Genomic DNA, 22,815 nt, shown 5'->3' with positions numbered 1-22,815 from the left:
CGCCGCCTTTCCGGGGTCGTCAGTCCCGCGAATAGCCGATCAGGGGCTTCCGCGGCCGGAACAGGATCATCAGGAGGATGCCGAGAATGCCGAGCACGGCGAAAACCGGCTGGTCCAGGATCAGCCGGATCACCGAGGTCCAGAGCCAGGGGGCCTTGGCCTCGACCCAGGTCCGGAACGCCTGCTGGCTGGACTGATGGATATCGTTCCAGAACTGGCCGAACCGGGTGAACCGCAGGGTCTGGTCCGCCACCCAGCGGGCGCCGTCATAGACCATGAAGATGAAGCCGCCAGCCAGCAGCAACAGGCCGATCAGTCGGAAAAAGCCGCGGATCATGCATCACCCTAAATAGGCCCGTCCGGCCGGGACGAAGCGAAACGCCGCAAGCCAATACCGGGGCGAGAGCGGAAATTCAACCTCGTCAGTACGTTACGGAAGTTCCCGCGTTGGGAGGGGAGCCTTTCCGGCCCCCGAAGCCGTTGACGGTGCCGTAGACCCCCTCTATAAGGGCGCCAACTGGCGGCGGGCGCAATCCCGCCGCCGCTGTTCTTTGAGCCGAGTGAGGCCACCGTATAAGGCGATAGCCGTAAGGCTGGCGCGCGGGTTCTAAAGAACAGCCTTAGCAATCGAACACCCTAAAACCGAGCGTCGATTTCGCGGTTCAAGCAGCCGGCGCTAATCCGAGCAAGAAGCGACCGGTCACCGCAGAGGATTTTTGAGACTATGGCCAACACCACTTCCGCCAAGAAGGCGACGCGCAAGATTGCCCGTCGTACCGCCGTCAACAAGTCGCGTCGCACCCAGATGCGCGGCGCAGTCCGTACCGTCGAAGAGGCGATCAAGTCCGGCGATCGCACCGCTGCGCTGAAGGCGCTGGCGAACGCCGAGCCCGCCTTGATGCGTGCCGCGCAGCGCAACATCATTCACAAGAACAACGCGAGCCGCAAAGTGTCGCGGCTGACGCATCAGATCGCCAAGCTCGGCAAGTGATCTGACCGCATATCGCATAACGCGGATGAAGCCCGGCACGCGCCGGGCTTTTTCGTTTTGTTGCTGCGCGCGGCGGCGAGCGATGCGCCTCAGCAGGCGCGTCTGGCTCGGCGCTCCGCGATCGGAGCTCTTGATCCGAGCTCTGTGACAGGAGCTTGCTGGCAGATGAAGGCACTTTGATCGAAGCTTCTGGAAAAATTCTTCGGCGCTATTTTACCTCCCGTAATTTTACCTGCCGGCGATTCTGTCACACTGGAAACTTTCATCGCAGTTGCGAAAAGCTTGTGTGGACACAGCAGAACGGCTTCCTGCCTCGCCATTATTTTGCCCACCGTAGTTTCCAGGGGAGCCGTGCGACGACAGGGTTACCCTGCAAAACGAGACTCGAAAAACGATGTCTCGATAATCACTTATCCACATAGTGACGGGAAGCATTTGGAAAATTGGCTCGCACGGCACTCGCGTGACGCTTTTGTAAATTTTTTTTGCGCGCCGTCGGAGAATTGTCACATGACGCGCATTGCCTTCGATTCTGCACGGCGATTCAAAAACTTGGTTCTCGACCCTGTGAACAACTCTGCGCGCACGTTAACGCAGATCAGGATTTAAGCTCCTCAACTGTGAATCAATTCCGTTGCGAGTCTCCCCGCATCGTGTATTTCTTAAAGCCGTCCGCAGCGCCCACGATCTTGAGACCAGCGCGGTTTTGGAAACGGGGCGAGCGTGCAAATCGGCGGCGGTGTGCACGTGGGCGACGCTTTACCAAGCGATTGTCGGTTTGAAACCCATAGCAATATGGGAACGGTGGTGCTTTGTGCAAATTTCTCCAAGCGGGGCATTCGTGTCTCGTTTGCGTTCAGGCGCGACGGAGAGACGGCAACGGGCGACCCGACAAGCGCAAAGGCAGCGCCACCCGGACGAGTTAGGAACGACGGGCGGACTTCGCGTTGGGAATGTGGAGTTCCTGCACGAAGTTCATAGGCGACACGCAGGACCTTGCCGTGCGCAATCACGGCAGGACGGGGAGGCACCATGTCGAACGAACGTAACGCGGTATTGAATCACACATCATCATCCAACGATGCCGTTTCGAATTCGTCGTCCGACCAGCCTCCGGCGAGTCCTTCCGCGCTGAGTACGCGCTGACCTCGCGAACCCTCCATTCTTGACATCACTGGTCTGCCTCGCGGCGTTCGCGCCGAACGGATGACCTTTGCCTTCAGGATGGCCTCGCTTGAGGTCGTGCCGTGGCAGGAAACCTGCAACGGCACTCGCAACGCAACACCTTATCTCCAAAGAAAAGTTACAAACGATGACATCGGAACAGGATCGCTGGTCACGCGTGAAGGGGCGACTGCGCTCGAGCGTTGGTGAGGACGTCTACACGAGCTGGTTTGCGCGCATGGATCTCGAAGGGGTGCAGGACGAGAGCGTGCGGCTGTCGGTCCCTACGCGCTTCCTGAAAAGCTGGATTCAAGCCCACTATGCCGAGCGCGTGCTCTCCTGCTGGCAGGCCGAGATGCCGGAAGTGCATCGTATCGACCTCACCGTGCGCACCGCTGTGCGCCCGACCATTGCGCTCAAAGAAGCGCCAGCGCCGATCGAGGCCAAGCGCATGGACGGCCGTCCCTCGGCCGAGCTGCGCGCCACCGCGATCGCGCCGGTCTCCGCCAGCCATGACGCGCTCGGCGGCTCGCCGCTCGATCCGCGCCTGACCTTTGCAAGCTTCGTCGTCGGCCGCGCCAATACGCTGGCGCATGCGGCGGCACGCCAGGTCGCGGAAGGACGCCGCGGCGATCCCGTGATGTTCAACCCGCTCTACATCCATGCCGGCGTTGGCCTCGGCAAGACGCATCTGCTCCAGGCAGTGACCTGGGCCGGCAATTCCGGCAGCGAGCGCAAGGTGCTCTATCTCACCGCGGAAAAATTCATGTACGGCTTCGTCGCCGCGCTGAAGACGCAGACTGCGCTCGCCTTCAAGGAAGCGCTGCGCGGCATCGACGTGCTCGTCATCGACGACCTCCAGTTCCTCCAGGGCAAGTCGACGCAGGCCGAGTTCTGCCACACGCTGAATGCGCTGATCGATGCCGGCCGCCAGGTCGTGATCGCCGCCGACCGCCCGCCGTCGGATCTCGAGAGCCTGGACGATCGCGTCCGCTCGCGGCTTGCCGGCGGCCTCGTGGTCGAGATGGGATCGCTCGGGGAGGATTTGCGGCTTGGCATTCTCAAGTCGCGCGTCGCAGCCGCCCGTGCCCATCATGCAAGCTTCGACGTGCCCGAGGAGGTGCTGAACTATCTGGCGCGCAGCATCACCCATAACGGCAGGGACCTCGAGGGTTCGATCAACCGGCTGCTTGCTCACTCGAAGCTGAACAACCAGCCGGTGACGCTGGAGATGGCCGAGCGCGAGGTGCGCGACCTGATCCGGCCGCAGGAGCCCAAGCGCATCAAGATCGAGGACATCCAGCGCGTGGTGGCGCGGCAATATAATGTCAGCCGCTCCGACCTCCTGTCCTCGCGCCGTACCGCCAACGTGGTCCGGCCACGGCAGGTCGCGATGTACCTCGCCAAGACGCTGACCCTGCGCTCGCTGCCGGAGATCGGCCGCCGCTTCGGCGGACGCGACCACACCACCGTGCTGCACGCGGTGCGCAAAATCGAGGCACTGGTCAGCAAGGATACGGCGCTGTCCGAAGAGGTCGAATCCTTGAAGCGGCAGCTTCAGGAATAAACCCCTAGAGCCATTCCGAGCTGCCATTGATCGTCCCGGCTTCGCCGCCGGGACGGGGGCAAAATCGGGATGTAAATCGTGGGGAACAGCACCCCAATCCCTTGAATCGGATGGCTATACGCGCCACCTTGCGCGACCCTGACGGCTTTGATCATATCGGCTGGATGATCCGGCTCTGTCGGGTTTCTTCCGTGCCGCGGCGCCGTTTTCGGCCGCCCGGCTTTTCCATCCTGGGATCGGGCGGGTAGTGCAATGAAGGTTACGGTCGAACGCGCGCAACTCCTGAAATCGCTGGGCCACGTCCACCGCGTGGTCGAGCGGCGCAACACGATCCCGATTCTCGGCAACGTGCTGGTGCGCGCAGAGGGCGCAAAATTGTCGCTGAAGGCGACCGACCTCGATCTCGAGGTGACGGAGACGCTCGCCGCGGAAACCGCGACCGCGGGTTCCACGACCGTGCCGGCGCACATGTTCTACGACATCGTGCGCAAGCTGCCCGACGGCTCGCAGATCGTGCTGGAAGGCGACGGTGATCGCTCGGTACTGGCGATCCGCGCCGGCCGCTCGCGCTTCACGCTCCAGACGCTGCCGGAAAATGATTTTCCCGATCTTGCAGCCGGCGACATGTCGCACTCCTTCAATCTTGCCGCCAAGGACGTGAAGCGGCTGATCGACCGCACCCAGTTCGCGATCTCGACCGAGGAGACGCGCTATTATCTCAACGGCATCTATCTGCATGCCGCAGGCTCTGCCAAAGCGGCGACCTTGCGCGGCGTCGCCACCGACGGCCACCGCCTCGCCCAGCTCGACCTGGTGCAGCCCACGGGCGCCGCCGGCATGCCCGGCGTGATCGTGCCGCGCAAGACCGTCGGCGAGGTGCAGCGCCTGATCGAGGACAGCGAGGCCGAAGTCACGATCGAGCTGTCGCAGGCCAAGATCCGCTTCACCATCGGCAATGTGGTGCTGACCTCAAAGCTGATCGACGGCACCTTCCCCGACTACGGCCGAGTCATCCCGCAGAACAACGACAAGGAGCTGGTCGTCGACAAGAAGGACTTCGAGGCCGCGGTCGACCGTGTCTCCACCATCTCCAGCGAGCGCGGCCGCGCGGTGAAGCTATCGCTCTCCGCCGGCAAGCTGGTGCTGTCGGTGACCAATCCGGATTCCGGCAGCGCCACCGAAGAGCTCGAAGTCGAATACGCCTCGGATGCGCTCGATATCGGCTTCAACTCGCGCTATCTGCTCGACATCGCCGCCCAGATCGAGGGCGAGGTCGCAACCCTCAAGCTCGCCGACCCTGGCTCGCCGACCCTCGTCCAGGACCGCGACGACAAGAGCGCACTGTACGTTCTGATGCCGATGCGGGTGTGAGGCGCGTGGATCCGCGCCGATGCGAAGCAATCTCTCATGACCTAGGAGCGATGCGCATTGCTGTGCCCTCTCCCCTTGCGGGAGAGGGCAGCTCCGACATCAGCGACAACCTCGCGGGGGTGAGGGGTCCTCTCTCCGCACATTCGATGCGGAAGCAACCCCTCACCCGCCGTCGCTTCGCGACGGCACCCTCTCCCGCAAGGGGAGAGGGTGAAGCGCCGCCAACACTTCACGAACAGTGCACGAGGCGAGGAAGCCGTGCCACAGGACCCGCACCATCGGCCGACCGCCAAACATCTCCGCCAATTTGCGAAGAATATGCGGCACGAACCGACCAATGCAGAAGCCGCAATGTGGCGCTTGCTCAGGGATCGACGGCTTTCTGCCTTCAAGTTTCGCCGACAAGTCCCGGTCGAGAATTACATTCTCGACTTCGTCTGTTTTGAGAAGCGGCTTGTGATCGAGATTGACGGCAGTCAGCACGCGGAATCGAAAGGCGACGCAACCCGTGAAGCAGCGCTCTCAGCCGAAGGATTTCAAACCGCCCGCTACTGGAACAACGATGTGTTGCAACAGCCTGCGGCCGTATTGGAGGACATCCTTGCAAAGCTCAGTGCGCGGTAAGATACCCCTCACCCGTCGCCTCACTTCGTGAGGCACCACCCTCTCCCACAAGGGGGAGAGGGTGAAGAGTCCGGTTTGCGCGAATAAAGCATGACCCCCTCCCGCATTCATCGCCTGACGCTGACGCAGTTTCGCAATTACCGGGCGGCGGGGCTCGAGACGGCGGCTGACATGGTGGCGCTGGTCGGACCCAATGGTGCGGGCAAGACCAATTGCATCGAGGCGATCTCGTTTCTGTCGCCGGGCCGGGGCTTGCGGAGGGCGACGCTGGAAGACGTCGCCGACAATCAGGGCGACGGCTCCTGGGCCGTATCGGCGCAGGTCGAGGGCGCGCTGGGCCTTGCCACGCTCGGCACCGGCATCGATGCGCCGCGCGCCGACAGCGCGGTGAGCCGGCGCTGCCGCATCGACCGCGAGCCGGTCAATTCGGCGAGCGCCTTCGGCGACCACATCCGCATGGTGTGGCTGACGCCGGCAATGGACGGCCTGTTCATGGGCGCGGCCTCCGAGCGGCGGCGCTTCTTCGACCGCCTGGTGCTCGCGATCGACAGCGAGCATTCGGGGCGCATTTCCGCGCTCGAGCGTTCGCTGCGCTCGCGCAACCGGCTGCTCGAAGTCCGCAATTATGACGACCATTGGTGCGACGCCATCGAGCGCGAGACCGCCGAGCTTGCGGTCGCGGTCGCAGCGACGCGTGGCCAGACCGCTGCAAAACTCACCGAGATGCTCAATGCCCGCGCGCAATCCTCCGCCTTCCCATCGGCGCAGATCGCGCTCGACGGTTGGATGGAAAACGCGCTGCTCACGGAGACTGCAACCGCGGTCGAGGACCGCTACCGCCAGATCCTGCGCGACAACCGTCCGCGCGACGCGATCGCCGGACGCACCACGGACGGACCGCATCTCACCGATCTGCAGGTCGTCTACGCGCCAAAGGGAATGCCGGCGCGCGATGCCTCGACCGGCGAGCAGAAGGCGCTGCTGATCGGGCTCGTGCTGGCGCATGCAACGCTGGTTGCCGAGATGACCGGCATCGTGCCGCTCTTGCTGCTCGACGAGGTCGTCGCGCATCTCGACCCCAATCGCCGCGCCGCCCTGTTTGCCGAGCTGCAAAAACTCGGCGCGCAGGTGTGGCTGACCGGCGCCGATCCCGCCGCCTTTGCCGAGATCGGCGGCTCCGGAGAGGTGTTCGACGTCGAGAACGGGGGCATCACGGCCCGCCGGTAGGGCGTCACCCTTGAACCTGACGGGTTACCGCAGCGACTAGTTTCTCGAGGCCGCGCCGACAGCGGCTGAGCAGGCGGAGTTGACGTTCACATCCCCGGAGGGGCCGGCCACCCTCAAGCTTGGCCGCGCCAAGGGCGAGACCACGGTCAGCCTCGTGCAGCGGAGTACGCAGGCCGCGGCCAAGGCCGATATCCTGCCGATGCCCGGAAAAGCGCGGTCATTTTCGACGCGAAAAAGCGCCCTCGAATCGGGCTTTTTGCGTGCTTCAGAATCGGCCCTCGATCGCCTTGAAAGCCGGCTAAAAATCCCTATCTCGTCAAAGGGTTGCGGGAGGATACTTTGCGCTAGGCGCAATCCTCCTTTCATGGCACAAATACCTCCCAAATCAGCGCCTTTTGCGCCGCTGATTCGGACGTCACCTCGAAGGCCTCTCATGACAGAACCTGCTCGGCAGCCGCGTGCCGAAAACGAGCCCTCCAACGCGAGCGAATACGGCGCGGAATCGATCCGCGTGCTCAAGGGTCTCGATGCCGTCCGCAAGCGTCCGGGCATGTATATCGGCGACACCGACGACGGCTCGGGCCTGCATCACATGGTCTACGAGGTCGTCGACAACGCGATCGACGAAGCGCTGGCTGGCCACGCTACGCGCGTCGACGTGATCCTCAATGCCGACAATTCCGTCACGGTGCGTGACGACGGCCGCGGCATTCCCGTCGACATCCATAAGGGCGAAGGCATCTCGGCGGCCGAGGTCATCATGACCCAGCTCCACGCCGGCGGAAAATTCGACCAGAACTCCTACAAGGTCTCCGGCGGCCTGCACGGCGTCGGCGTCTCCGTCGTCAACGCGCTGTCGAGCAAGCTCGGGCTTCGCATCTGGCGCGACGACAAGGAGCACTACATCGAGTTCGCCCATGGCGATGCCGTCGCGCCGCTGAAGGTCGTTGGCGATGCGCCGGGCAGGCGCGGCACGGAAGTGACGTTCCTGGCCTCGACCGAGACCTTCAAGAACGTCGAATATGATTTCGCGACGCTCGAGCACCGTCTGCGCGAACTCGCCTTCCTCAATTCCGGCGTCAACATCATCCTCTCCGACATGCGCCACGCGGTCGAGAAGCGTGAGGAGATGCATTATTCCGGCGGCGTCGAGGAGTTCGTCAAATATCTCGATCGCAACAAGAAGGCACTCGTGCCGGCGCCGATCATGGTGCGCTCGGAAGCCAACGGCATCGGCGTCGAGGCGGCGCTGTGGTGGAACGACAGCTACCACGAGAACGTGCTCTGCTTCACCAACAACATCCCGCAGCGTGACGGCGGCACCCATCTCGCCGGTTTCCGCGGCGCGCTGACGCGCCAGGTCAACGGCTATGCCGAGGCCAACGCGAAGAAGGAAAAGATCGCGCTCACCGGCGATGACTGCCGCGAAGGCCTCACGGCCGTGCTGTCGGTGAAGGTGCCCGATCCAAAATTCTCGTCGCAGACCAAGGACAAGCTGGTGTCCTCGGAAGTGCGTCCCGTGGTCGAGAACGTGCTCAATGAGGCGCTCCAGGCCTGGTTCGAGGAGCACCCCAGCGAAGCCAAGATGATCGTCGGCAAGGTGATCCAGGCGGCCGCTGCCCGCGAGGCCGCGCGAAAGGCGCGCGAGCTGACGCGCAAGAGCCCGCTCTCGGTCTCCTCGCTGCCCGGCAAGCTCGCCGACTGCCAGGAGAAGGATCCGGCGAAGTCGGAGCTGTTCATCGTCGAGGGCGACTCGGCCGGCGGCAGCGCCAAGCAGGGCCGCAACCGCGAGTTCCAGGCGGTGCTGCCGCTGCGCGGCAAGATCCTCAACGTGGAACGCGTGCGCCCCGACAAGATGCTGTCGTCCGAGCAGATCGGCACGCTGATCACCGCGCTCGGCACCGGCATCAGCGACGACTTTTCGGTCGAGAAGCTGCGCTATCACAAGATCATCGTGATGACGGACGCCGACGTCGACGGCGCCCATATCCGCACGCTGCTGCTGACCTTCTTCTACCGGCAGATGCGCGACATCATCGACGGCGGCTATCTCTACATCGCCCAGCCGCCGCTCTATAAGGTCAGCCGCGGCAAGTCCGAGCAGTATCTGAAGGACGAGCGGGCGCTGGAAGACTATCTGATCGATGCCGGGCTCGACGATTGCGTGTTCAGCTCCGGAAACGGCGGCGATCGCACCGGCCGCGACCTGCGTTCGCTGGTCGACGACGCCCGCGTCGTTCGCAGCATCCTGCGCAATCTGCACAGCCGCTATAACCGCAAGGTCGTCGAGCAGGCCGCGATCACTGGTGTGCTGAACAAGTCGATCTACGGCAATCCCGAGAACGCCGCCGCGGCGGCGCAATACATCGCGAGCCGTCTGGACAACCAGGCCGAGGAGGTCGAGCGCGGCTGGGTCGGCCAGTTCGTCGAGGGCCAGGGTTTCCTGTTCGAGCGCACCGTGCGCGGCGTCAAGGAAGCGGCCATCATCGACGACGCGCTGCTCGGCTCAGCCGAAGCCCGCAAGCTCGACGAGTACACGACGAAGCTCCAGGACGTCTATGCCCGCTCCGGCAAGCTGCGGCGCAAGGACACCGAGCACTTGGTCCACGGCCCCGTCGATCTGTTCGAGGCCGTCACTGAAGCCGGCCGCAAGGGCATCACGCTCCAGCGCTACAAAGGTCTGGGCGAGATGAACCCGGAGCAGCTCTGGGAAACCACGCTGGACACCGAAGTGCGCTCGCTGCTCCAGGTGAAGGTCAAGGAGGTCGACGAGGCCGACGATATCTTCACCAAGCTGATGGGCGACGTGGTCGAGCCGCGCCGCGACTTCATCCAGGAGCACTCGCTGAGTGCGACGATCGACATCTAGGCAACAGGGGCAGAGGCAGTGGCGCCCATTCAGTATATCGTCGAGGGCGGTCACCGGCTCTCGGGCTCGATCGAGCCATCCGGCAACAAGAACTCGGCGCTGCCGATCATCGCCGCTGCCCTGCTCACCGAACATCCGGTGACGCTTCAGAACGTGCCGCGCATTCGCGACACCGAGACGCTGGTCGAGCTGATCCGCTCGGTCGGCGCATCGGCCGAATGGCGCGAGCGCAACACGCTCGTCATTCACGCCAAGAGCATCCGCGCCGCCGATCTCGATCCTGAGCTCTGCGTCCGCATCCGCGCCTCGATCCTGCTCGCAGGTCCCCTGCTCGCCCGTTGCGGCGAGGTGATGCTGCCGCCGCCTGGCGGCGATGTCATCGGCCGGCGCAGGCTGGACACGCATGTGCTGGCGCTGGAGCAGTTGGGCGCCAAGGTCACTGCGACCGACCGGCTGGAATTCCGCGCGCCAAAACTGACCGGCGCCGACGTGTTCCTGGACGAGCCGAGCGTCACCGCGACCGAGAACGCACTCGTTGCGGCCGTGGCCGCCGACGGCGTCACCTATTTGCGCAACGCCGCCTCCGAGCCGCATGTGCAGGACCTCGCCAACTTCCTGGTCGCGCTCGGTGCGAAGATCGAGGGCATCGGCACCAACACGATGATCGTGCATGGGCAGGCGACGCTGGGCCCGGCAACGTATGCGATCCAGCCCGACCATATCGAGGTCGGCTCGCTGATCGGGCTTGCCGCGGTGACGCGCTCGCCTTTGCGTATCGTCCGTGCGGGCGTCGAGCATTTGCGCTCGATCCGCATGGGCTTCGAGCGGCTCGGCATCGTCTGCCGCGTCGAGGGCGACGATCTGATCGTGCCGTCCAACCAGACCCTGAAGATCCAGGACGACTTCGGCGGCCACGTGCCGAAGCTGGAGGACCAGCCCTGGCCGGCCTTCCCGGCCGATTTGATGTCGATCGCGATCGTCACCGCCACGCAATGCGAAGGCGTGATCCTGATGTTCGAGAAGATGTTCGAGTCCCGGATGTTCTTCGTCGACAAGCTGATCGCGATGGGTGCGCGCATCGTGCTGTGCGACCCGCACCGCGCGATCATCGCGGGGCCCAGCCGCCTGCGTGGCGCCTCGATGATCTCGCCCGACATCCGCGCCGGCATGGCCATGCTGCTCGCTGCCGTCTGCGCCGAGGGAACCTCGACGATCAATAATGCCGACCAGATCGAGCGCGGCTACGAGCGCATCGACGAGCGGCTGAACGCGCTCGGCGCCAAGATCAAGCGTGTGCCGGAACGGAAGGGCTGATCTTCGCCTCTCCCCGCCTGCGGGGAGAGGCCGGATTGCATCGCAGATGCAATCCGGGTGAGGGGGAGCCTCCGCGAGTCCAACTGCCACCATTTTTGCGGAAGCAGCCCCTCTCCCCGTAAGAACGGGGAGAGGGAGAAGAGGCAGGTCCCGGCTCGCGCTTCGCGCATCCGGAGCAAGAGAGCCATGTTTTCGACGCGCCGCGATGCTAAGCCTCGCCCATGCTCGAAACCGTCCGACGCCAATCGCAGCAACTCGCCGCGCCCAACCACCTCGCCGACGAATTCGGCGAGACGTTGCGGCTGGCCGTGCCGATGATGCTGACGCAGCTCGGGCAGATCGCGATGATGACGACCGACCTCGTGTTGATCGGCCGGCTCGGCGAGGACGCTGTGGCGGCCGCCGCGCTGGCGCACACCGTCTACTTCATCAGCTTCACCTTTGGCCTCGGCCTCGTCGCCGCGGTGGCACCGCTGGCGGCGCAAGCCTTTGGCGCCGGAGACGTCAGGCGCATACGGCGCTCCCTGCGCGTCGGGCTGTGGGTCGCGCTGTTCATCTCGCTGCCGATGATGGCCTCGCCGCTCTACGGCGAAGAGATCCTGCTGGCGCTCGGACAGACGCCACATTCGGCCGCGCTTGCGCAGCGCTATCTGTTCGGGCTTGCCTGGGGCATCGCGCCGGCGCTCGGCTTCATTGCACTGCGCGGATTCATGGGCGCGGTGAACCGGCCGCAGCCGCCGCTGTGGATCACCTTTGCCGCAATCCCCGCCAATGCAGTGCTGGTCTATCTGTTGATCCACGGCCTGTTCGGCCTGCCGCAGCTCGGCCTGCTCGGCGCGGGGCTCGCGACGACGCTGATCAACTTCGGCACCTTCTTCGCTGCGCTGGCCATCGCCGCGTTCCGAAAGCCGTTTTCGGACTATCATCCGCTCGTGCACCTCTGGCGTGGCGACTGGCCCTTGACGCGCGAGCTGCTCATGATCGGCGCGCCGATCTCGTTTGCGCTGCTGATGGAATACGGCATGTTCTCCTCGGCCGCGCTTCTGATGGGACTGATCAACACCACCGCGCTTGCCGCCCACCAGGTCGCGCTGCAGGTCACCGCCGTCCTGTTCATGATCCCGCTCGGCATCGGCATGGCGGCGACGGTTCGGGTCGGACACGCGTTCGGCCGCAACGAGCCGGCCGCGGTGAAGCGCGCTGGCCTGGTCGCAACGCTGCTCGGAATCGCACTCGTCGCGGCGCTAACGCTTGCCATCGTGATCGGGCGATATGCGCTGGCGCGCCTGTTCTTCGGTGGTGGCGAGACGAGCTCGGAGACGATCGAGCTGACCGCGACACTGCTCCTGGTCGGTTCGACCTTCTTCATCGCCGACGGTCTCCAGACCATCATCGGCGGGGCGCTGCGCGGCCTCAATGACACCAGGATGACGCTGGTGTTCGCCATCATCGGCTATTGGTGCGTCGGCTTCCCGAGCGCATGGCTGCTCGCCTTCAACGCGCAGCTCGGCGCAGTCGGTGTCTGGATCGGGTTGTCGCTCGGGACGTTCGTCTATGCCACCCTTCTGATCTTGCGCTTCCAGCGGCTGGCGCGCAGATTGGGGGCATGACGTCCGTCCGCGAAGTCACCCCCGAGGTTGACGCCGACGCACTGCTCGCCGGCGCACAATTCATCGACGCCCATCGCGTCGCGATCGGCGGGAAGGCGCTCACCGCCCGCGAGGCCTGCGTCCGGATGGTGCTGCACGGGCCGCGCTGGATCGACGCGCTCTTGCGCCTGCGCAATATCCTGGTGATGCCCTTCGGGCTGAAGACGTCGGGCGAGGGCGCGCCGGCGCCGGGCGGCCTGATCGGCCTGTTTCCGGTGGTCAGCGAAACGCCGGAGCGCCTCGTCGCCGGCTTCGACGACTATCATCTCGACTTCCGCCTCGTGGTCGATGTCGCCGGCGACGCGACGCAGAAGCAGGTGACCTCGACCACGCTGGTGCGGACGCATAATCTGCTCGGCCGCACTTATCTCACGCTGATCAAGCCCTTCCACAAGCTGGTGGTGCGCGGCATGATGGGGCGGATCGTGGAGGCAGTCTGATGACCCTCTCAGTCGACCTGTTCTTCTCCTTCCGCAGCCCCTACAGCTATCTCGCGCTGCCGAGGACGCTGAAGCTCGTCGAGGAGTATGATCTCGCGGTGAATTTGCGGCCGGTCTATCCGCTGGCGGTCCGCGTGCCCGGCTTCTTCAAGAGAACCAACCGGCAGTTCATCCCCTATATCATTCTCGACAGCAGCCGCGTGGCGCAGCACGAGAACATTCCTTTCCGCTTTCCCCATCCCGATCCGGTCGTGCAGGACAGGACGACGCTGGAGGTCGCGGCAGAGCAACCCTACATCCACCGCCTGACCCGGCTCGGCGCCATGGCCCAGCTCGAAGGCCGCGCGCTCGCATTCGCCTCCGAGATCGCGCGGGTTCTATGGGACGGTTCGGTGGCGGGATGGAACGAGGGCGATCACCTCGCACGCGCTGCCGAGAAGGCGGGCTTCGATCTGGCCGCGATGGATGCGGCCATCAGCGCCGATCCAAACCGCTACGAGCAGGTGATCGCCGACAACGAAAAGGATCACGCTGCCTCCGGCCATTGGGGCGTGCCGACCTTCGTGTTCGAGAAGGAGCCGTTCTTCGGCCAGGACCGCATCGATCTCCTGGTCTGGCGCATGCAAAGCAAGGGCCTGGCGCGACGTTAACCCCGCGGCCATGAACCAGTTTCTCCGCGCAAGCGACTGAGACCTGACGGCCGGCAGCTGTGCCGACCGACGTCTTGCTCGCGTTCGGAGATCGCATGTATCTGGCCAAATTCTTCCATCGTCCGCCCGGTGATAACGATCGCGAGCTGCTGCTGATCCTGGGCGGCGATCCCATGATCATCGGTACCTACATGCGCGAGGGACAGGACGGATCGGACGAGTTTCTGCGCGAGACCTATTCGGATGTCACCGTGGCGATCTCTGCGTTCCGGCGCGAAGCGGCCGGGCTCATCGACGCCGGTTATTTCGAGACCAGCCACACCAAATATACACTGCGCGACCTCTTGCCCGATCCGCAGGCCAAGCCGGATTGGCAGAAGGGCCTGGACGAGCTGATGATGGCCGCGCTCAGCGCGCCGCTTACCGAGCAGGCAAAGCATCTCCGGGCGCTGAGGGGCACGCCGGCCGAGCACGAGCCGCTGTATCTGTGGCTTGCCGCTCATCACGGCCTCGCGGCCGATGCCGAAGCGCAACAGACGCTCGGCTTTGCCGAACGGGCGCGCGATACGCTGGCTGCGCGGCGTGCCGCAAAGCAGCCGCACTACGCCTGGTCGATTTACGAGAGCGATCTGGAGGGGCGTATTCTTGAGTCGCTCAGCGACGCCTATGTGCGCGCGGGCAATCCATCCGCAGCGCTCGCGGCGATCGAGCGAGCCTGCAGGGTCGCCGCAAACCACGAGCGCATCCTGCAGCGCGCGAACGTGATCTGCCTTTGCTTTCCCGAGCGGCGGGAGGAGGCCTTCGACGACGCCTATCAATGGTCGCGGTTCGGCGGCTACGAAGACATCATGTCGTTCCCCGACTATGCCGAATACGAAGCCCGGCGCAAGGTGGGAACGTCAGCCAAGGGCTGGCGCTGGAAACCCGGTATGCCGGCGAGCGAAGCGGATGTCAGCGCGGCGGAGCAGGCGCTCGGTGCTCGGCTGCCCGACGATTATCGCAATTTCCTGCTGACGCGCGGCGAGACCGAGCTTTTGGTGCGGCTGCCCGAATCGTCGTCCGAGCTTCGCTTCTATGCGCCGGACGAACTGGCCACGCAGCAGCGCAATGTCCTGAATTTCATCGCCCATTCCGAAGACGAGTTCGAAGACGCCTGCGATTATTTTCTCAAGGAGTACGGCGTATCGCTAAGGCGCCTGATACCGGTAGCAGAACCGTCGCAGCTCAGCCGCTGCCTCCTGCTCCATGTCGAGCCTGGCGAGCGTTATGGCTGGTGCTTTCAGTGGGACCATGACGGCGCATGGGAACTGGAGCAGCCGCAGCCGGGCTTCGATGTCGCGTTGAAGGCGCTGACTGAGGGTATCGAGCGGCGCGACGCGGCGCAGCTCGCGTTCTTCGATCTCTAGCGCAATTTATTCCGCAACCCGCACCGGCTTGTCCGCCGCCGCTTCCGACCACTCGCCGATGACGCGATCGAGGTCGCAGAGATTCTGGTGCATCTGCTCCAGCGAGAAGCCGAGCGCGAAGAAGCGCTCTGCGGTGTCGCCGGGCTGGCCGCGGATCAGGCCATCGCGACGGACGGCAGCGACCGCATCGGCATAGTTTTGGAGCGCGACGTGCACGGGATGGATTGGCGGCGCGCCGGCGCCGCTCCGCAGCGCCGCGGCTGCCGAGCGCAGGAATTGCGCGATGACCATGCCGACCTCCGAGAGCGGCGCGGCGAGCCGGGTCTGCACGTCGGCCGGCAGCGGCACCACGGTGGCGCGGCCGATCATCACGACGTCGTGGCGCAGCCGCAGGACGGTTCGCAATAGCGGCCCGGTATCGGGGCCGCTCGACAGGCGCGCCGAGCGCTCGCGCTCGGCCTCGGCGCCGGTGGCGTTGAGTCCCACCATCGCGGTGCCGATGCCGTCCTGGATCCGATGCAGCGCGTCGTTGTCGCGGCCGCGCGTCAGGCCAGCCAGCAGTTCGGTGAAGGCGTCGGCGATCAACTCGAGCAGGCGCGCGGCGCCGGCACGAATCTGCCGGATCGCACGCGATGGCAGCACCAGGAAGGAGACGAGCAGCCCAGTGATCGCGCCGACCGCGACCTCGCTGACGCGATCGATCGCCGAAGTCATGGGATCGGAATGATGCATGGTGGGAACCAGGAGCACGATCACGGCGGTCACGGTCGCCGCGCTGAGACTCGGGTTGATCGCGGCGATGAAGGCGAGCGGGGCGACGGACAGGACCAGAAGCCCCAACAGCCCGGCTTCGCTGGAATAGGGGATCAGGATTGCAATGGCGCCACCATAGATGGCGCCGCCGATCGTCCCGAGCATGTAGTCGCGCGTCGCCTTCAACGAGCGCCCGACGCTCATCTGGGTCACGATCAGCGAGGTCAGGACCGCCCAGAGCGGCAGCAGCAGGTGCAGCGCGGTCGCGATCACATAGGCCGCTGTCGCCGCCACCGTGACCCGGATCGCCAGCCCCAGTTGCGTCCTTCGCGACCGGACCTGATCGTATAGCTGCCGTGCGAATGCCATCGTCGAATATCCCGATCCACCTAACCGGCCAAAAGCATAGCTGATACCCGCAGCCGAGGGGCGACTTGAAAGGGGAAATCCGCCCGCCTACCCTGCCGGCCAAAACGAGGAAACACGATGGCCCACGAAACCGCAACGCTCGCCGCCTATGTCGCCAATCTGAAGTACGGGGATATTCCGGCGGAGGTGCTCGAGCGCGCAAAAGTGCTGACGCTCGATTTCCTCGGCAGCGCGATTCGCGCGCGCCGCGAGGCGGAATCGACGCCGTCGCTGCTGAAGATGCTGGAGGCGCTCGCGCTCGACAGCAAGGGCGAATCCACCGTGTTTGGCGATGTCAAGACCTGGACGCCAGCGGTCGCCGCGCTCCTCAACGGCGCCCTCGGCCACTCCCTCGATTTCGACGACACGCATGCCGATTCCTCGCTGCACCCGAGCGCGCCAGTGGTGCCGGCCGCATTCGCGGTCGGCGAGATGGTCGGCGCCTCCGGGCGCGACGTGCTGACCGCGATCGTCGCCGGCTACGAGGTCTGCTGCCGGCTCGGCAACGCGCTTGATCCGACCTCGCATTATGCCCGCGGCTTCCATCCGACCGCGACCGCGGGCACCTATGGCGCGGCAGCCGCTGCCGCAAAGTTGTTCGGCCTCTCCGAGATACAGATCATCTCGGCCTTCGGAGTCTCCGGCAGCCAGGCCGCAGGCTCGCTGCAGTTTCTGGTCAACGGCGCCTGGAACAAGCGCTACCAGGTCGGCGCTGCCGCAATGAACGGCGTGATCGCAGCGACGCTGGCGCGCAACGATTTCATCGGCTCGACGGAATCGGTCGAGGGCAAGCACGGCCTCCTGGTCGGCTACACCGATGACGCGCATCCGGACAAGGCGATCACCGAACTCGGCAAGAGCTATGAGACCATGAAGATCGGCGTCAAACCGTATCCGAGCTGCCGCTACACGCACGCCGCGATCGACGCGCTGATCGCGATGCGGCGCGAGCACAATCTGACGCCCGGGCAAGTCAAGCGGGTCGAGATTGGGCTGCATCGTAACGGCATCACGCTGACCGGCGATGCCACCACCAAGCGGCACCCGCGCTCGATCGTCGGCGGCCAGTTCTCGATGTTCTTCACCGGCGCGCTCGCGCTCGACCAGGGCAGCTTTGGCTGGGACGATTATGGCAGGCTCGGCGATGCCACGATCGATGCGCTCGCGGACAAGTTCGACGTCGTGCAGGATGCTCGCCTGGAGGGGCGCGTCCATCCCTTCGGCGCGCGCGTCAGCATCACCACCGACGATGGCGTGCACGAGCGGCTCTACGCCGATCCCTCCGGCGAGCCCAACTCGTTCCCGGATGCGCAGGCGATGCAGCAGAAATTCCTGACACTGGCACGACCGGTGCTGAAAGCACGCGCGGAGCAATTTGCGGATGCGATCCTGTCGCTGGAGCGGTTTGATCGCGTGGCGAAAGCGACGCAGTTGGGGAGGCAGAACTAGCAGTGGCGCCTCGCTCACCCTCCCCTGGAGGGGGAGAGTAAGAAGCAACGAGCACTCAATTCCCGCCCGCCATCTTGCTCCTGTCATGCGTCGCGGCGACCACGTCGCGGACGAGGTCGAACACGCCATCCACCTCCGGCGGCCAGTTCGGCGAGCGACCGAGGCGCACGATCACCAGACGCTCGGACGGGATCACGATTGAATATTGCCCGATCGTCCCCTTGGCGAAGAAGGTATCGCGCGGCCAGCCGTGTTCGACGCGAAATTTCGCGCCAAAGCTGTCGCCCTGGTTGGTCCAGAAGCCGGCGCCGATGCCGACCCAGGCGTTCGGCGTGGCTGACGCCGAGTAGTTCACCCAACCCTCCGGCAGGATGCGCTTGCCGCCGGCGACGCCGTCGTTGAGATAAAGCTGGCCGAAACGCGCCCAGTCGCGTGCGGAGGCCAGCATTTCGCCGGAACCCTCGATCGTGCCGGCACCGTCGAGCTGAAGCGTGACGTTGACCATGCCGAGTGGCGCGAACAATTCGCGGCGCGCGAAGCGGAGCGCATCGGCGGGCTTCCCGCCGGCGGCCTCGCGCAGCAGATGCGCGAGGATGAGGAAGTTGCCGTCGTGATAATTCCACGCCGTGCCCGGCGCGGTCGCAAGCGGCGCACGCTCGGCAAAGCTGGCCATATCGTCCTCGGCGTATTTCATGGTGGTGACCGGTTCGAGCGTAGAGCCAAGCGAGGCCTGCAACGAGCTTCCGAGCGCAATGCCTGCAGTGTGACGCAGCAACTGGTCGACAGTGATGACATGGCGCGGATCATCCGGATTTTGCCAGGCGACGATGGGCGCGGGCCCGTCGAGCTTGAGCTTGCCCTGACGCACGAGAATGCCCGTCAATGCAGACATCACCGACTTCGTCATGGAGAAGCCGAGCAGCTGCGTCTCCGGTCCGATACCGTCGGCATAGCGCTCGGCGATGATGCGGCCGGCCTTCATGACGACGATCGCGCGGGTGCGGCGATAAGGCGGCTGCGCGGGCTCGGCGAAGGCGCGATCGAGCGCAGCTGCCAGGCCCTCGCTTTGTGGAGGCACGAGCCCGGGGCCGGCGATCTCGGGGAGTAACGTGGGCTGCTTATCGTCAGGCGGCAACGCGACGTCGACGATCCCCTGGCCGTGCTCGAGCGTGCAACCAAGTCCCTCGCGATAGACGGCATGGCTGCGGCCAATCCCGAACAGGGACACCGTCACGTCCTTGCGCGCGCGATCGACCTGAAAATTCATCGCCCAGGTGAGCAGACCCGCGCCCGGCATCGCATCCGTGGTCTCGGCGAGGTCGTGCATGGGATCGAGGCCGGAGACGAAGATCTCCGAACAGAGCGTGTGGGCGATGAAGCCGGTAGCAACCTTGGGCACGTCGCGGGCCCGCGCCGCGCCGAGCGCGAGGCCTGCACAGGCGATGGCGGTGGTCAGGAGAACGATCTTACGGCGACGGGTCACGGGCTTTCTCCGGCTGCGGGGCGTGTGGCGGAAAAGGAGCCTGACATGAGCGGTGGGCGCTCGCCGGATTTGAAAAACGACCTCGTCGAAAGTGATCGATGCTAGTCGATTTCGAAATTCTTACGTGATTTCAAAGATCTAAAATCTAGACTGCATCGACCTTGAGCCGCCGGTACTCCGTCGGCGTCACCCCTGTCACTGCCTTGAAGGCGCGATTGAACGGGCCGAGCGACTGGAAGCCGGCGTCCATCGCGATGGTGATGACGGGGACCTCGGCCTGGGCGGGATCGGCCAGCGCGGCCTTGGCTTCCTCGATACGGTGGTTGTTCAGAAACACATTGAAGTTGCGATAGCCGAGCCGCTGGTTGATCAAACGGCGCAGCCGGTATTCGGGAATTTTCAGCCGACCCGCCAGCACGCCGATGGTGATGTTCTCCTGGCGGTAGATCCGCTCGTCCGCCATCAGCCGCATCAGGGCGTCGATGAGTTTTTGGTCGGCGGCGTCTTCGGCCGCTTGCGGGCTGAACACGATCGCCGGTGCGGCCTCCGCGGCGGCCGGAAACAGATCGGCGCCATCCACGCGCATCATGGCATAGACGATCGCCGCGATGGTGCAGGCGAGCGCGCCGGCATTGATGGTTTCGACGACATCGCCGACGTGGTGCCCGGCGGCGGCGATCTGGAGCACTGCGTTCAGCCCGCCATAGAGCGCGGTTGCGCAGACGATGAAGACGCGAACGCTGCGGCGGCGCTCGACCAGGTCGGCCGGCCAGGAGGCGATCGTCTGCCCGACCGCAAGCGCGATGAAGGCGAGCACGATCAGATTGACCAGCCTCACCGAGAACCGCACATGACCGCTGGGTGCAATCAAGACGCAGCCTGCGAAGCTGAAGGCCGTCACCAGCGCCCAGACCCATCCGTGCCACCAGCGGAGGCGAAACTCGTCGTCGAACAGGGAGCGTGTGAACAGCCAGAACACCACGATGGTGCCGGTCGACAACGCGATCAGCGGTGCATGCCAGAGCGGGATCCGCGACGTGACATCCACCGAATAGCTCACCGCATGCGCGACCGAGCCCAGCGCGAAGGCCGCGCCGAGCCGCGCCGCCAGCACATTGCGGAAATCCGAGACCAGCAACGCCGCCAGCACCAGCAGCAGCGCCACGCTGGCAGCGCGAAAGGCAAGTTCGGTTGCGGCAAGTGTCATCGAATGGTGCGGTCGCGCGTGAAGGAAATCAGCCGAACATCCTCCGTCAGGCCGGTTTTTTCAAGGACGACCTGATCGACAGGGTCAGCGATGCCTCTTCACGCGTATGCGATGATCGGTCCGGGCTTTGTCGCGACGATCCCGTGAATTTCTGCTACGATCGGGCTCAAGAAACTCAAGAAGGAGCCCGTCATGAGCTGGATGCCCGACAACGATCCCGTGCTCGGCGATCCCAAAACATGCGACGCGCTAGATCTCGTCATCGTACCGCGCACGCGCGATCTCGGCGATGGGTTTGAGGTCCGCCGCGCGCTGCCGCATGGCAAGCGGCAGATGGTCGGGCCCTTCATCTTCTTCGATCATTTCGGCCCGGTGCAGTTCGTCTCCGGGAAGGGCATGGACGTGCGGCCGCATCCGCATATCGGCCTTGCCACCGTCACCTATCTGTTCGACGGCGCGATCATGCACCGCGACAGCGAGGGCAACATCCAGGAGATCCAGCCTGGCGCGATGAACCTGATGACCGCAGGCCGCGGCATTGCGCATTCCGAGCGCACGCCGGATACGCAGCGCGCCTCGGGCCAGAAGATGCTGGGCTTGCAGAGCTGGATCGCGCTGCCGGCGGCATCGGAAGAGATCGCCCCATCGTTCCAGCACTACGCCGCCGGCGATCTGCCGATGATCTCCGAACGCGATTTCACAGCACGGGTGATCGCCGGCTCCGCGTTCGGCATCACGTCTCCCGTATCGATGGTCTCGCCCTGGTTCTATACCGAGGTCACGGCGGCGGAAGGCGCGCGCGTGCCGCTCGATCCCGATCACGAGGAGCGCGCGATCTATGTCGTCGACGGCGAGGTCGAGATCGCCAATGAGCGGTACGAGGGACCGCGGCTGCTGATCTTCCGCCCCGGCGACCGCATCACTGTAAAGGCCGTGAGGCCGACGCGGATGATGTTTCTCGGCGGCGATGCGCTCGAGGGCCCGCGCCACATCTGGTGGAATTTCGTCTCCTCCAGCAAGGAGCGGATCGAGCAGGCCAAGCAGGACTGGAAAACTGGCCGCTTTGCGGCGGTTCCGCAGGAACACGAGTTCATTCCGCTGCCGGAATAGGCTATCTCTGCTGCGTTACAAGCATTCGCCCTCATCCTGAGGAGCCCGCGACAAGCGGGCGTCGAAGGATGGCCACGGGGCGAGAGCCGGGCCTTCATGGTTCGAGACGCGCTTACCGCGCCCTCACCATGAGGGTCATGTAACGTCGTAGACCCATCCCGATCTCCAGCCGCGTTTCCCGCTCGACTTGAGACCTCCTGTCCGAAGGCCCTGCCGATGACCACGATGCTCTCCAGTGATCTGCCGCTTCCCAAGATCGGGCGTGGCAAGGTGCGCGATATCTACGCCGTCGATGACGACCGTCTGCTGCTCGTCACCACCGACCGCATCAGCGCCTTCGACGTCGTGATGGGCGAGACCATCCCGATGAAGGGCGCGGTGCTCACGCAAATCAGCGCCTTCTGGTTCAGGGAACTCGAAGGCGTGGTGCCGCATCACGTCATCAGTGCCAACACGGACGAGATCATTGCAGCCGTGCCAGCGCTGAAAGCGCACCGCGCCGACATCCTCGGCCGCGCGATGCTGTGCAAGCGCACCACGGTGTTTCCAATCGAATGCGTGATCCGCGGCTACATCTCCGGCTCCGCCTGGAAGGAATACGCGGCGTCCGGCACGCTTGCCGGAGAAAAGCTGCAGATGGGCCTCGTCGAGAGTGAAAAACTCAATCCTGCGATCTTCAGCCCGGCGACGAAGGCCGAGACCGGCCATGACGAGAACATCACGATCGCGCGGATGCGCGAGATCGTCGGCGACGAGGTCGCCCATACGCTGGAGAGCATGACGCGCGCGATCTACACGCTCGGCGAGGAGCTGGCGCGCAAGCAGGGCATCATCATCGCGGACACCAAGTTCGAGTTCGGCCGCGACAAGGACGGTCGCATCATCCTGATCGACGAGGTGATGACGCCGGACAGTTCGCGCTTCTGGGCGGTCGACGCCTACAAGCCCGGCCAACCGCAGGCGAGCTTCGACAAGCAGCCCTTGCGCGACTACCTCGATGCTGAGCGCCGCGCCGGCCGCTGGAACGGCGACGCGCCGCCCCCGCCGCTCCCGGCGAGCGTGGTCGAGGCGACGAGCAAGAGATATCTGGAAGCGTATCGGCGCGTGACGGGGGCGGAGCTGAAGATTTAGCT

18 protein-coding genes are annotated in these 22,815 nt (G+C 64.7%); 14 read left to right on the top strand and 4 right to left on the bottom strand.

Annotation, left to right across the window (positions count from 1 at the left end; genetic code table 11):
* Positions 1–19: 19 nt before the first annotated feature.
* Positions 20–337, bottom strand: coding sequence for a hypothetical protein (locus tag SO156_RS22295; RefSeq protein ID WP_458148244.1), 318 nt, complete (start codon positions 335–337; stop codon positions 20–22).
* Positions 338–724: 387 nt separating this feature from the next.
* Between SO156_RS22295 and rpsT the strand changes: the two genes are divergently transcribed.
* The 11 genes from rpsT (at position 725) to SO156_RS22240 (ending at position 15,272) form a co-directional block, all read left to right on the top strand.
* A complete protein-coding gene (gene rpsT, locus SO156_RS22290; protein ID WP_458148243.1) occupies positions 725–991 on the top strand; it encodes a 30S ribosomal protein S20 in 267 nt (88 codons plus the stop codon).
* Between the two features lie 1,312 nt (positions 992–2,303).
* The gene (gene dnaA, locus SO156_RS22285; RefSeq protein ID WP_458148242.1) at positions 2,304–3,722 is read left to right on the top strand and encodes a chromosomal replication initiator protein DnaA; all 1,419 of its coding nucleotides are present in this window, start codon (positions 2,304–2,306) and stop codon (positions 3,720–3,722) included.
* 252 nt (positions 3,723–3,974) lie between these two features.
* Entirely contained in the window at positions 3,975–5,093 is a 1,119-nt protein-coding gene (dnaN, locus tag SO156_RS22280; protein WP_458148241.1) for a DNA polymerase III subunit beta, read from the top strand.
* A gap of 258 nt (positions 5,094–5,351) precedes the next feature.
* The gene (locus SO156_RS22275) at positions 5,352–5,717 is read left to right on the top strand and encodes an endonuclease domain-containing protein (RefSeq protein WP_458148282.1); all 366 of its coding nucleotides are present in this window, start codon (positions 5,352–5,354) and stop codon (positions 5,715–5,717) included.
* A gap of 90 nt (positions 5,718–5,807) precedes the next feature.
* Complete coding sequence (gene recF, locus SO156_RS22270) at positions 5,808–6,944, top strand: DNA replication/repair protein RecF (protein ID WP_498536244.1); 1,137 nt, start codon at positions 5,808–5,810, stop codon at positions 6,942–6,944.
* Between the two features lie 433 nt (positions 6,945–7,377).
* Positions 7,378–9,813 (top strand): DNA topoisomerase (ATP-hydrolyzing) subunit B, encoded by a 2,436-nt coding sequence (gene gyrB / locus SO156_RS22265; RefSeq protein WP_498536243.1) that lies wholly within the window; start codon positions 7,378–7,380, stop codon positions 9,811–9,813.
* Positions 9,814–9,831: 18 nt separating this feature from the next.
* Positions 9,832–11,127, top strand: a complete 1,296-nt coding sequence (gene murA, locus SO156_RS22260) for a UDP-N-acetylglucosamine 1-carboxyvinyltransferase (RefSeq protein WP_498536242.1) — start codon at positions 9,832–9,834, stop codon at positions 11,125–11,127.
* A 221-nt stretch (positions 11,128–11,348) separates the two neighbouring features.
* Positions 11,349–12,737, top strand: coding sequence for an MATE family efflux transporter (locus SO156_RS22255; RefSeq protein ID WP_498536241.1), 1,389 nt, complete (start codon positions 11,349–11,351; stop codon positions 12,735–12,737).
* Complete coding sequence (locus SO156_RS22250; RefSeq protein WP_458148236.1) at positions 12,734–13,216, top strand: DUF2867 domain-containing protein; 483 nt, start codon at positions 12,734–12,736, stop codon at positions 13,214–13,216. The genes SO156_RS22255 and SO156_RS22250 overlap by 4 nt, the downstream gene beginning before the upstream one ends.
* Positions 13,216–13,866, top strand: a complete 651-nt coding sequence (locus tag SO156_RS22245) for a 2-hydroxychromene-2-carboxylate isomerase (RefSeq protein ID WP_498536240.1) — start codon at positions 13,216–13,218, stop codon at positions 13,864–13,866. Before SO156_RS22250 ends, SO156_RS22245 begins: the two co-directional genes overlap by 1 nt.
* A gap of 95 nt (positions 13,867–13,961) precedes the next feature.
* The gene (locus SO156_RS22240; protein WP_498536239.1) at positions 13,962–15,272 is read left to right on the top strand and encodes an SMI1/KNR4 family protein; all 1,311 of its coding nucleotides are present in this window, start codon (positions 13,962–13,964) and stop codon (positions 15,270–15,272) included.
* 6 nt (positions 15,273–15,278) lie between these two features.
* Here SO156_RS22240 and SO156_RS22235 read toward each other — a convergent pair whose 3' ends face one another.
* Positions 15,279–16,394, bottom strand: coding sequence for an FUSC family protein (locus SO156_RS22235; RefSeq protein ID WP_458148234.1), 1,116 nt, complete (start codon positions 16,392–16,394; stop codon positions 15,279–15,281).
* Positions 16,395–16,511: 117 nt separating this feature from the next.
* Between SO156_RS22235 and SO156_RS22230 the strand changes: the two genes are divergently transcribed.
* Positions 16,512–17,882: an MmgE/PrpD family protein gene (locus tag SO156_RS22230; RefSeq protein WP_498536238.1), complete on the top strand. Its 1,371-nt coding sequence runs from the start codon at positions 16,512–16,514 to the stop codon at positions 17,880–17,882.
* A 55-nt stretch (positions 17,883–17,937) separates the two neighbouring features.
* Here SO156_RS22230 and SO156_RS22225 read toward each other — a convergent pair whose 3' ends face one another.
* Positions 17,938–19,365 (bottom strand): serine hydrolase domain-containing protein, encoded by a 1,428-nt coding sequence (locus SO156_RS22225; RefSeq protein WP_498536237.1) that lies wholly within the window; start codon positions 19,363–19,365, stop codon positions 17,938–17,940.
* Positions 19,366–19,510: 145 nt separating this feature from the next.
* A complete protein-coding gene (locus SO156_RS22220; RefSeq protein ID WP_498536236.1) occupies positions 19,511–20,572 on the bottom strand; it encodes a helix-turn-helix domain-containing protein in 1,062 nt (353 codons plus the stop codon).
* A 192-nt stretch (positions 20,573–20,764) separates the two neighbouring features.
* Here SO156_RS22220 and SO156_RS22215 point away from each other — a divergent pair, with 192 nt between their 5' ends.
* Entirely contained in the window at positions 20,765–21,682 is a 918-nt protein-coding gene (locus SO156_RS22215) for a pirin family protein (protein WP_284261466.1), read from the top strand.
* A 216-nt stretch (positions 21,683–21,898) separates the two neighbouring features.
* Positions 21,899–22,813 carry a phosphoribosylaminoimidazolesuccinocarboxamide synthase gene (locus SO156_RS22210; RefSeq protein WP_498536235.1) on the top strand — a complete coding sequence of 305 codons (915 nt, stop codon included), beginning with the start codon at positions 21,899–21,901 and terminating at the stop codon, positions 22,811–22,813.
* Positions 22,814–22,815 lie beyond the last annotated feature (2 nt).

Source organism: Bradyrhizobium sp. UFLA05-125 (genome assembly GCF_059803515.1).
The sequence above is the reverse complement of the archived record's forward strand: the minus strand, read 5'-3'. Positions and strand labels throughout refer to the sequence as shown.